This is a genomic window from Psychroserpens damuponensis (assembly GCF_000826655.1).
In the GTDB taxonomy this organism is placed as follows: Bacteria; Bacteroidota; Bacteroidia; order Flavobacteriales; family Flavobacteriaceae; genus Psychroserpens; species Psychroserpens damuponensis.
This window is the reverse complement of sequence record NZ_JXJO01000011.1, coordinates 25,076-37,329: the sequence shown is the minus strand read 5'-3', so window position 1 is coordinate 37,329 and position 12,254 is coordinate 25,076. Positions and strand designations below refer to the sequence as shown.

Annotated in this window: 9 protein-coding genes; all 9 read right to left on the bottom strand. The window is 34.0% G+C overall.

The window, feature by feature from the left end; translation table 11 throughout:
- Window positions 1–97: 97 nt before the first annotated feature.
- A complete protein-coding gene (locus tag TD29_RS05445) occupies window positions 98–1,870 on the bottom strand; it encodes a MutS-related protein (protein WP_040279467.1) in 1,773 nt (590 codons plus the stop codon).
- A gap of 79 nt (window positions 1,871–1,949) precedes the next feature.
- Window positions 1,950–2,696, bottom strand: a complete 747-nt coding sequence (locus TD29_RS05440) for a succinate dehydrogenase/fumarate reductase iron-sulfur subunit (RefSeq protein ID WP_040279465.1) — start codon at window positions 2,694–2,696, stop codon at window positions 1,950–1,952.
- Between the two features lie 12 nt (window positions 2,697–2,708).
- On the bottom strand, window positions 2,709–4,721 hold the full coding sequence (locus TD29_RS05435; protein ID WP_040279464.1) for a fumarate reductase/succinate dehydrogenase flavoprotein subunit: 2,013 nt from the start codon (window positions 4,719–4,721) through the stop codon (window positions 2,709–2,711).
- Between the two features lie 13 nt (window positions 4,722–4,734).
- On the bottom strand, window positions 4,735–5,409 hold the full coding sequence (locus tag TD29_RS05430) for a succinate dehydrogenase cytochrome b subunit (RefSeq protein WP_040279463.1): 675 nt from the start codon (window positions 5,407–5,409) through the stop codon (window positions 4,735–4,737).
- A gap of 92 nt (window positions 5,410–5,501) precedes the next feature.
- Window positions 5,502–6,371, bottom strand: coding sequence for a hypothetical protein (locus TD29_RS05425; RefSeq protein WP_040279462.1), 870 nt, complete (start codon window positions 6,369–6,371; stop codon window positions 5,502–5,504).
- A 50-nt stretch (window positions 6,372–6,421) separates the two neighbouring features.
- Entirely contained in the window at window positions 6,422–7,645 is a 1,224-nt protein-coding gene (locus TD29_RS05420; protein WP_040279461.1) for an alpha/beta hydrolase-fold protein, read from the bottom strand.
- 28 nt (window positions 7,646–7,673) lie between these two features.
- Window positions 7,674–8,357: a DUF6624 domain-containing protein gene (locus tag TD29_RS05415; RefSeq protein ID WP_040279460.1), complete on the bottom strand. Its 684-nt coding sequence runs from the start codon at window positions 8,355–8,357 to the stop codon at window positions 7,674–7,676.
- Window positions 8,358–8,426: 69 nt separating this feature from the next.
- Window positions 8,427–9,269 carry a helix-turn-helix domain-containing protein gene (locus TD29_RS05410; protein WP_040279458.1) on the bottom strand — a complete coding sequence of 281 codons (843 nt, stop codon included), beginning with the start codon at window positions 9,267–9,269 and terminating at the stop codon, window positions 8,427–8,429.
- A 39-nt stretch (window positions 9,270–9,308) separates the two neighbouring features.
- Complete coding sequence (locus tag TD29_RS05405; protein WP_040279456.1) at window positions 9,309–12,146, bottom strand: WD40/YVTN/BNR-like repeat-containing protein; 2,838 nt, start codon at window positions 12,144–12,146, stop codon at window positions 9,309–9,311.
- Between the last annotated feature and the right edge of the window lie 108 nt (window positions 12,147–12,254).

Genomic DNA, 12,254 nt, shown 5'->3' with positions numbered 1-12,254 from the left:
TTGGTTTATAGATTTTTATCTTTTAGAGCGTAGCGAAGAATCTCTTTATAGACTGTTTTAATTTTAAAGATTCTTCGCTACGCTCTGAATGACAGAATTAATCCACAATCTCCATCTTCTTCAGTAAGAAACTTGCATTCATATTCTGGCAAATTCCTTCTTTGAATTTGTAATCAAAATAGAGCTCATCGTTAACGATTTCTGCATCAAAATAATAGTTTTTAACGTCGTTGAGTTCTTCGGAAATTTCACAAAGACTCAAATCGTGCGTGGCAATAATACCTGTTGCGTTTCCAGCTACTAGTTTCTCAACAAATTTTCGCGAACCAATCGCTTTATCTGTACTATTTGTACCTTTTAATATTTCATCTAAAATGATAAAGTAGGGTTCTTTTAGGATGGCATCTACAATAAATTTAAGACGTGTTAACTCACTAAAGAAGTAACTGCTATCATCAGTTAAAGAATCACTTGTGCGCATGCTTGTAATGAGTTTTACAGGAGAATATACACTAGATTTCGCAGACACTGGTAATCCAACGTTAGCCATGACAATATGTAGTGAGATGGTGCGTAAAAATGTGCTTTTTCCAGCCATGTTTGCACCTGTAACAATAAAAAATTCTCGATTATTTATTAATACATCACTGTTTACTCGTTTTGTTTTAGCTAAAAGTGGATGTCCTAAATCTTTGGCTTCAATCACTGGTTTTTCTGAGGAAATCCTAGGGAAGCTTTGCTCATTATGATTAAAGGCATAGGTGCCTAAACTATTATAAGCATCAAAAAATGATACAACTTCAAACCACTCTTCAACTTTATTGGCGTATTTAGAAATCCATTGTTCTACTCTATAGGTGTTTCTAATGTCTAATAATAAATATCCATTGCCTAAAATGGCTCCAAAAAGATTATTTCTATTATCCAACGCATCTAAACATTTTGAAAATTCGGAAAATATTGCAGATGCTTTTTTATTATCAGATTGTATTTGTTGTTGTTTGTTTTTTAATAATTGTGAGGTAAACGTGTTGTTTTCTATCTGTTGTAGTAAGGAGGCATATTGTCTAAAGGTGTCTTTAGTTTTGTCTGCATTTGCTGCTAGACTATTAATCTTTTTTAGAAATAATCCTGTAATTCCTAATCCGGCGAAAATCCAATAGCCAAAATAGCCTATACCTATAATCTCAAAAATGGCTAATGCTAGTAATGATACAGAAATTAGAGCAAAGAGCCAAGTTGCCCAAACCATCTGTTTTGGAATAAAGGTTTTATGAGTTTTTAACCATTTAATAATTGTAGGAGCAGATGTTTCGGTTTTTATGAGACTTGCTGTAGCTGCATAGAGTTGCGTCCATTCGGTTTTTTGTGATAATTCTTTAATAGCCTCTTGTCTGTCTTCTATACAAGAAACGTTATTGGCTTTTAAAGCATTTGCTAGTTGTGCTTCGCCTTCTTTAGAACTTGTTCGGTTGATATATTGAAAGAATGATCCTTTTCCGAAGAGATCAATATCTAAACTATAATAATGAAGTGGATCCTGAAATTGCTCACCTGTAGGTCTATGATGAAATTCTCCAGCTGCTATTTTTAATTCTTCTTCATTTATAACAACTAATGATTTGTGTAATTCTCTTTGTGCTTTTAAATTGGTGTATTTAGTTAGTAAGAATAAGAATAGGAGTAACCCAACACTGGCTATGCCAACTGCTATTTGCCAATTAGGTAGCACGAGATAGATGGCAAATGCGGTAATTAAAAATATACTTAATCGCAACATGCTATATAATACAAGTTGCTTTTTAAGTAGACCAACTTTGATTTGATGTGTTTTTAATTGTGTATTATAAAATTGTATAGTGTTATTCATAAGTTGTTTTAAAGTATAAAGAAACAAAAAAACCCAAGTCGTTACAACTTGGGTTTAAACATATTTAATTTAAGTAGTATTAACCTTTAAGTGATGCTTTTAAATACTCACGATTCATGCGAGCAATGTTCTCTAGAGAAATTCCTTTAGGGCATTCAACTTCACAAGCTCCAGTGTTGGTGCAGTTACCAAAACCTTCTTCATCCATTTGTTTGACCATGTTTAAAACACGATCTGTAGCTTCTACCTTACCTTGTGGTAATAATGCAAATTGAGATACTTTTGCTCCAACAAATAACATTGCAGATGAGTTTTTACAAGATGCAACACAAGCTCCACAACCAATACAAGTTGCTGCAGAAAAGGCATCATCAGCATCATGTTTATTTACAGGAATCGCATTAGCGTCAATAGTATTACCAGATGTGTTTACAGAAATAAATCCACCAGCATGTTGTACGCGATCAAAAGAACTTCTATCTACAATTAAATCTTTTACTACAGGAAATGCAGTTGCTCTAAATGGCTCAATTGTAATTGTGTCTCCATCTTTAAACATTCGCATGTGCAACTGGCAAGTGGTTACTCCACGATCTGGACCATGAGCTTCTCCATTAATATATAACGAGCACATACCGCAAATACCTTCACGACAATCGTGATCAAAAGCGACAGGACTTTCGTTATTGTTGACCAATTGTTCGTTTAAAACATCTAGCATTTCAAGGAAAGACATATCTGGTGAGATATCGCTGACTTTATAATCAACCATACTCCCTTTATCACTTGCGTTTTTTTGACGCCAAATCTTTAGTGTTAAATTCATCATAGCTATCCTTTATTTGTAACTTCTTTGTTTTAATTCAATATCATTAAACTCTAGTTGCTCTTTATGTAATACGGCATCACTAGGTTCTCCTTTGTATTCCCAAGCAGAAACGTAAGCAAAATTTTCATCGTCACGTAATGCTTCTCCTTTTTGCTCTCCGTCTAATTCTACAGAGTCTTCTCTAAAGTGTCCTCCACAAGATTCTTCTCTATTTAAAGCATCTTTAGCAAACAATTCTCCTAACTCTAAGAAATCTGCTACTCGACCAGCTTTTGCTAATTCTTCGTTATACTCTTCGTTAGTTCCAGGTACTTTTACTTCTTTCCAGAATTGCTCTCTTAAAGCTTTTATTTCTGAAATAGCTTCGGTTAAACCTTGAACGTTTCTGGACATTCCTACTTTGTTCCACATAATTTTTCCTAATCTCTTATGGAAATAATCTACAGAGTGTTGTCCTTCATTTGAAACGAAGAAGTTTATTTTTTCACGTACTTCTTTTTCAGCGTCTTCAAATTCTTTTGTTTCCGTTGAAATTGGACCAGTACGAATATCATTAGATAAATAATCACCAATAGTATATGGTAATACAAAATAACCATCGGCTAGACCTTGCATTAAAGCCGAAGCTCCAAGTCTGTTTGCACCATGATCAGAGAAATTAGCTTCACCAATACAATATAAACCAGGTACAGTAGTCATTAAGTTATAATCTACCCAAACGCCACCCATTGTATAGTGTACTGCAGGATAAATCATCATTGGTGTATTGTATGGATCTTGATCTACGATCTTCTCATACATTTGGAATAAGTTTCCGTATTTATTTTTGATAACTTCTTGTCCTAATTTCTTAACAAGAGCTGCATCATTTTCATCTAAGCCTTTAACGTGAGCTGTTTCTTTTCCGTAGCGCTGAATTGCAGAAGCAAAATCAAGGAACACAGCTTCACCAGTTGCATTAACACCAAAACCAGCATCACAGCGCTCTTTTGCTGCACGAGAGGCCACATCACGAGGTACTAAGTTTCCAAAAGCAGGATAACGACGCTCTAAGTAATAATCGCGATCGTCTTCGGCTAAATCTTTAGGTTTTAATGTTCCAGCTTTAATAGCCTCAACATCTTTCATGTGTTTTGGTACCCAAATACGTCCATCATTACGTAAAGACTCAGACATTAACGTTAGTTTAGACTGATGATCTCCAGATACTGGAATACATGTTGGGTGAATTTGTGTGTAACATGGGTTAGCAAAGTAAGCACCACGTTTGTGAGCTTTCCAAGCTGCTGTAACATTACTTCCCATCGCATTAGTTGATAAGAAGAATACGTTACCATAACCACCAGTTCCAAGAACTACAGCATGAGCTGAGTGTCTTTCAATTTCACCAGTAATTAAGTTACGCGTTATAATGCCTCGAGCTTTTCCATCAACTTTAACAACGTCTAACATTTCGTGACGATTGTACATTTTGATTTTACCACGACCAATTTGGCGGTTCATAGCAGAATACGCTCCTAATAATAGTTGTTGTCCTGTTTGTCCAGCTGCATAAAAAGTACGAGATACTAATACACCACCAAACGAACGGTTATCTAATAATCCACCATATTCTCTTGCAAAAGGAACACCTTGAGCAACACATTGGTCAATAATATTTGCCGAAACTTCTGCTAGACGATAAACGTTAGCTTCACGAGAACGATAATCTCCACCTTTTACAGTATCGTAAAATAATCGATATGTAGAATCACCATCTCCTTGGTAGTTTTTTGCTGCGTTGATACCTCCTTGTGCTGCAATTGAGTGCGCACGTCTTGGAGAATCTTGAAAACAAAATGCTTTTACGTTATATCCTAACTCTGCTAAAGTAGCAGCAGCAGATCCACCTGCCAATCCTGTACCAACAACGATAACATCTATGTTACGCTTGTTAGCTGGATTTACTAAGTCGATGTGGTTTTTATAATCTGTCCATTTATCTTTAATTGGACCTTTTGGTATTTTTGAATCTAAAGCCATAGAAAGCTAATTTTTAATGTCCTGTTAAATGATGAAACAATGCGATGAAAATAAATCCTAAAGGAATACCGATTGCATATACTTTACTAAATCCTACCAATCCTTTGGTGTATTTATTGTTTGCACCAACCGATTGAAATGCAGAATTAAAACCATGCAATAAGTGTAATGCTAAAAACACAAATGCTATAACATAAGCTCCAACTCTAATCGGACTGTGAAATTTCTCTACTAATTCATGAAAATATCTGTACTCGCCATTATGCATACCAGACATATCACCAACGATATATTTTGTGTTTATTTCTGGAATCCAAAAATCAATAAAGTGTAAAACGATAAAAGCTAAAATTGCTAATCCACTCCAGATCATATTTCTACTCATCCAAGATGAATTTGCAGATCCGTTGTTTTTAGCATAGCTAATTTGTCTTGCTCTGTTGTTTTTTATCTCTAAGACAAAACCCATAACAAAGTGAAAGATGACACCAAATATTAAAACAGGTTGCAATAGATACTGAACTGCCCAAAATGTTCCCATAAAATGAGATACTTCATTAAAAGCATCTGGGCTAAAGACAGATAGAATGTTAATTGCAAAATGTTGTAATAAGAAAATCATTAGGAAGAGTGCCGAAAGTGCCATGGCAAACTTTCTTCCAATAGACGAATTTAAAATTCCGCTCATTATAATTGTGGTTGAATGTTTGTTATACAAAGATAAGGCTCAGAGGCTAGCACAGCAAATTTTAGTTTCTATTTTAGTTATTTAGAATGGGTTTAATTAGATATCACAGGTATTAGGCCTCTTAATCCCATATCTATGACTTGCTCGCCAGCTTCAGGTTCGTATTTTCCATCCATATGTACTTCTGTCCATTCAAAGCTATGATTAGTTGAAAATGAAAGTGTTATAATGATGTCTTGAGTTTCGTTACCCGTAAGTGATAATGTATTTTCAAACTCACCAGTAACAATACAAGATCCTGAAGGAACTGGAGATGTATTAGATAACGGATTTGGGACCGTTGTCGCTCCTACTGGTGCTTGTCCTTGAGTTGTAAAACCTAAAGCTTCAAAAGCCCAAAACCCTTGTGCTTTATTTTCATTGACATTAAACGTGCTTCCATTAAGGTTAAAAGATGTAATATATGAGTTATAACCTACAAAACTAGCTAAGGTTCCAGTGATATCTTGTCCATTCACTAATATATCAATATCACCTTCTTGATAGGCTAAAGAGACTCTTACCCATTCGTAATTTCCTGTAGCAATTTCACTTAATGGAATGGTTAAGAAAGTGTTATTGTTTCCAGCAAAAACTGCATTTTGAAAATTTATAGCAACATCACCTCCAGCAGTGGTTTCATCACCATTAAAAATAATTTCACCTGTGCCTAAAGCTGTTGTTGAAGTTGGCGCTAGTTCTATATAATTGGCACTCATTTGTTGTATTGTAGGAGATTGAGCGGCATTGCCTGAACTTACAGAAGCTGGTTGTCCTAAATTACCTAAGCGCTCTTGTGTTGGGTCAAATTTTAATTTTATAATTAAATTAGGACTATTTGGTTGTGAAGTATCATCTTGATCTTCACCACAAGCCATTAGAATTATAACAATAAATAGCCATAGTAATTTAAATACTTTCATTAGTTTAGAGTTTGATATATAACTCTAAAAATATTAAAAAAGTATTGTATTTATGTTTTCTCAACCGCATCTCGATTTTTTATAAACATAGATTTATAATAATCGTATGACTCAGCGTCATAATCATCTCTTGTTTTCTCCAATATCTCTAATGCTTTACTATAATATCGGCTGGCTTCATTCTTGTTTCCAGATTTGAGATAAGCCTCGGCTGTACTGTCATAAAGATTTGCATTATCTGGATATAGTGATAGTGCCCAATTAAAAACACCTAATGCATCTTCATACTTTTTGTAATATAGACAGTCATAACCAAAGGTGTTAATTTCATCTACAGAAGGTAATACTTCATATCCTGCAAATTTTGAAAGTTCAGAATAAAACGATTTGAGGTCGTCAACAAAAGGAATGGTATTGTCTTTTATGAGTTCTTCATTTTTTTCTTCGGAAATCGTCCAGATTTTAGCCATCTCAGAAAACCCTTTATTAATAGTATGAATTGGTGTTGTAGAATGATTTTCGCCTTCAAAAACTGTAAAGTGATACTCTAAATTTTTGGGATTATGATAGTTAATTATGTGATCGAGTTTTTCTGAAGCTTTTCTAAAGTTATTTTCCATGCCACCTACGGTTCCAGCAGACACATAAATGAATTTTTTCAAAGTATCATGCGTTTTTAAATAGGTGTCAAAACGTTTGTTTATTTGCTCATTATCATATTCTAAATTGGGACTAATTGCAATCACTGCTTGAAAAAATTCTGGTTTGCTTAATACCGAGTTTAACACAAATGTTCCACCTAGAGAATGTCCTATTGCTAATCTAAAAGGTTGGATTCTGTATGTTTTTTCAATTAAGGGAAATATCTCGTTTTGTAAATGATCTTCCAAAATATGTGCCTCTCCAACTTTGGTTTCTCCCCAACCTTCTTGAGTCTTTTTGTCTGTATACATTGGAGTAAATTCACGTGCGCGTTGCGTTGTCTTGATGCCAACAATAATATATTGGTTAAACTCTCCAACCTGAGACATATAATCCATGGTGCCACTTGTCATATCAAAAAGCGGATCAAATTGACCATCAAATAAATAAATCACAGGATACTCTTGAGTTTTATTTTCAGAATAAGAAAATGGAAGGTACACACGTATTTCACGTTCTGCCTCAAACGCTTTTGATGTTAAAGTGTGCGTTTTTGATGTTCCAGAATACTGTTGAGCAAAACTAGAGTAAATGGTTACTAATAAGAATGCGATTAAACTATTGATTTTCATAATGTCGTTTTTTGATGATGATTAAATGTTATTCTATAGGATATAATTTTGGTTCTAAAATTCCTTTATCTTTTAAATAATAGTCTTTGTTCATTTCAAAATGCATCTCAGTCATGGTGTTTAAATAAGCTTCTAAGGGTTCTAAATGGATAGATTTTCTTCTTTCATTGACGTTGATACTGTCACTTAACGGTTTAGGATAAGCTTGTCCTGTATTCATATTATAAGTGACTTGAGTGCCATAAACCTGAGCTTTTCCTGTATTAAGTAGAACTCGATCAACTAAAAGTCCATAATCACTTGGGTCTGCATTATTATTTTCGATCTCAATTTTCATTTGTTTTAAAACCTTAGTTTGAAATTCGGGGTTATGGTCACTGTGTTGTACCATTAACCAAAAATTAGTAGCACCTTCTTTTCCTACTAAATCATAACCCGTAAAGCCATGTGTGTTAAAAATCTCTTGAAGTCGTTTTTCGTGCGTTGTAAACACACTGTCTTTAAATGTATTCCAGCTGTTTTCTGATAATTCCTTATGCTTTCCTTGTGGAATATAGGCAGCAACCTGATCTAACTCGGCCATTTTACTAAGTTCATCAGCTAATGCTTGATTAAATACGACTTCCTTTTTAATTAAACCAGTATCTTTAGGAGTGTCTTTACAAGACAACATTATTAGAACAATGCAAATTAAATTAAGAGTTTTATTCATGCGTTTTTAGATGATGTGCATGACAAATTTAAGGCCATAATAATTTAAAAAATTGTAGAAATGGGACAGTTACTTAGATTTTAAAACCGTCCAAAATGTGTCTTCAGTACCAAGATGTGATAAATTACCAAAGAATTTTTTAGGATTAAAACCAGTAATTTTTTTAAAATGTTTGATAAAATCAGACTGATCATAATAATCATTTTGATAGGCTAAATCTGTTAACGCAGGTTTGTATTCTTGATAGGTATTGATGGCTTTTCTAAATTTAACCAAATTAGAAAACGATTTGGGTGAGCAGTTAAGGTGTTTTTTAAATAAGCGCAGCAAAGTTTTTCGGTTGATATGTAATGCTTCGGAAATTTCTAAAACACTCAAATCGCCCTTAAACATTAAATCTACAGCTTTAATAAGTCGATGGTCTTGAAAAGGCTTAATGTTTTGCAATAAAAAAGCATCTAATACCATTACTTTTTCATCAAAATCTGAAGTATTATAAACTTGATTTAAAACTGTGACGAAGTCGTTTCCGAAGTAATTAAAATTTCTCATTGGATCCTCAGTTACGATTTCGGTAAGGGATTCAGATAAAAAATTATTCAATCCTAAGGGCTGAAAAACAATGCCTATTTTATCAAAAGGTGCTATGATTTTTCCAAATCGACTATTGGGATGAATTCCTGTGTATATAATTTCAAAATCTTGATGTGCATTAGGTACTACTTTAGAGGTATTGCCATTAAAGCTAATTTTAGAATTTTGATATACGGTTATAGAGTTTCTATAATGCGGATAAAACACAAAGGATTTTGTATAATTGGTTTCTTTTGAAGTATTAAAATAATAATAAGCGATGTACTTAGAAAGCACATCACTTTTAGGTTTTAACGTCGTGTAGGTTTCTTTTGGCATTAGTATATCATCGAAAAAAGGTAGGTTTATTTCAATCGATTATTTAACCTCAAATGTCGTTTTTTCATCACCAATTTGAATAGTATATTTGCCTTTTGGCACATAATATTTGCCATTTTTAGCTTTATTAATATCAATACTAGTGTTTTCTTTTAATAGTGCTTTTCTACCTTTTTCAGTTACTGTTAAATCGTATGCTGTATAATTAAAGCCTTTATCTGCATTAATTTTTACTTGGTTTACAAGGGCTCCTTTTTCAGAATAAATACGCATTGTTTTTTCTTCGGAAACATTAGAATAAAACGTGACGTCTGTTTTAGGTTCAAAGGTGTCAAACCACTTGCTCCATGCATTTCCCCAGCGTGAAGAATGTCTCGCATCATTTACATTAAAAAGCGTTGTGTTTTTAGATTTCATGCTATCACTCATTTGTTGAAGTGGTGTGAGATCTGTTTGATAAATACTACGACCATGAGTTCCTAATAATAAATGTTTTGCTTCGGGTTGAATCACGATATCATGCACAGCAACATTTGGAAGTCCGTTGCTAAATGCTTCCCAGCTAGTTCCGTTGTTAAACGATACATAAGCACCATTATCGGTTCCTAAATATAATATGTTTTCATTTTCAGAATCTTCTCTAATCACATTCACAGGAGATGTTGGGATGTTAGCGCTAATATCTTTCCAGGTTTTTCCCATATCATCACTCATGTACGCGTAGACTTTAAAATCGTCCCAACGGTAACCGTTTAATGTAGCGTAAACCCGTTCTTTTTTATGTTGTGAGGCGACTACGCGACTTACCCAAAGATCTTTTGGTAAGGTGTTAGAAATATTTCTCCAATTTCCGCCACCATCATTTGTAACATGAATTAGGCCATCATCACTACCTGTGTAAATTAAGCCAAATTGAAAAGGGGATTCGCTAATAGCTGATAAAGTACCATAAGCGACATTTCCCTTTTTGCCACCATTGGTTAAATCACCAGAAATGGCAGTAAAATCGGTTCCTTGATTCATAGAACGCATTAATTTATTACCACCCAAATATAAAATATCTTGGTTGTGAGGTGAGAGTAAAATTGGTGTTTGCCAATTAAAACGATACGGACTTTCCCCTAACTCATGCTTTGGCTGAATGTAGGTAAACTCTTCTGTCTCTAAATTAAGTCTGTAGTAGTTTCCAAATTGATATCCTGTATAAACAACGTTGTGATTTCTATTATCAATTTGAATTTGCATGCCGTCTCCACCCATTATACTTTCCCAGGGATATTGACCAGTTTGGTGCCATTCTTTATTTTCGGGAGCACCAAATGTGCCTTTCCAAACACCATTATCTTGTAAGCCACCATATACATTATATGGTTTTTCATTATCTACATTAATTGCATAGAATTGTCCTACAGCAGGCGAGTTATTTTTAATCCAATTTTCGCCATCATCATACGTGATATTTACACCACCATCATTACCATTAATTAAGTGATTTGGGTTTTTTGGATTAATCCATAGCGCATGATGATCTGCATGAACATTTTCTGCGCTTATTGAAGTATATGTTTTACCACCATCTTTTGATTTAACGATTGGCACACCATAAATATAAATATGATCTGCATTATTTGGAGCTACATAAATATGACCAAAATAATATCCATAGCTGTAGTAAATATCATCTAGATAATCGTCGTGTGTTTTTTTCCAAGTAACACCTCCATCTGTACTTTTATAAACTTCAGTACCAATAACTGGAGTGTCAAATAACATAGAATTGGCATCTTCTAAATAACTTGCCAAATCAATAGGTTTTACATTGCCACTTCTTACCATTTGTTTAACATTTTCAGCTCTGTATTTCTCTTGAAACCCATTCATTTTCAAGTAGCCATTTAATTTTTTATCGTCTAATTTTAAAAACTCATCAGTAGTCATCGTTTTAAAATCGTCTTTTGATAATACGTTTGAGGGTTCTTTTTTTTCTTCGGAAGGTCTACGAAATTGGCTGTCATGAACTGCGTAAACTATATTATCATCATAAACCGCTAAGCCAATTCTACCAACGCCTTGTCCTGTTGGAAAACCACTATTTTCTATAGAGACTTTAGTCCAAGTATCACCAGCATCAGTGCTTTTGTAGATCCCAGAATTATTGCCATTACCATCAAAATTCCATGCTTTACGATCTTTAGTCCATGACGACGCGAACATTAAATTGAAGTTATTAGGATTGGTTTGTACATCAATAATACCACTCATATCGTCAACAAATAGCTTTTGCGACCAAGTGTTACCACCATCTGTAGTTTTGTAAATTCCTCGTTCTTGATTTGCAGAATATAAATGACCAGTAACACCAATAACCACTTCATCTGGATTATTAGGGTTAATGAGTATGCGACCAATATGGTGAGAATCTCTCAATCCCATATGTTGCCAGGTTTTACCGTTATCGGTAGATTTTAAAACGCCAATTCCTGCATAACTAGAGCGAGAGGCATTGTTTTCTCCCGTTCCAACCCAAATGGTTTTAGATTTCCAATCAACAGCAAGATCTCCAACGTTTTGAGTTTCCGAAGAATCTAGAATAGGTGTAAACGTTGTACCGTTATTTATGGTGTGCCAAACGCCTCCTGATGCATAGCCAACGTAAAATTCAATTGGGTTGTCTGGATTTACTGCCAAATCAGTAACACGACCACTCATAACAGTTGGTCCAATATTGGTAAAAGCAACGTTTTTAACTAATGAAGTTTTTGTGAGTTGCTCTTTTTTGTTAAGTGCATCTTTAATAGTTTGTGACGACGTAGACGGTTGTTGAGCATTAGCTAAAACTGATGCTCCAAAAATAAAATAACAGATATATTTTAACATAATTGGTACGGTTAGATTGAAATTGAAAAAATAATAAGCCTAAAGGTACTAAATATAGTTTATGGTTTTTAGAATTACTGTAAATGAGAATTAAAAACAAAAAGGTGT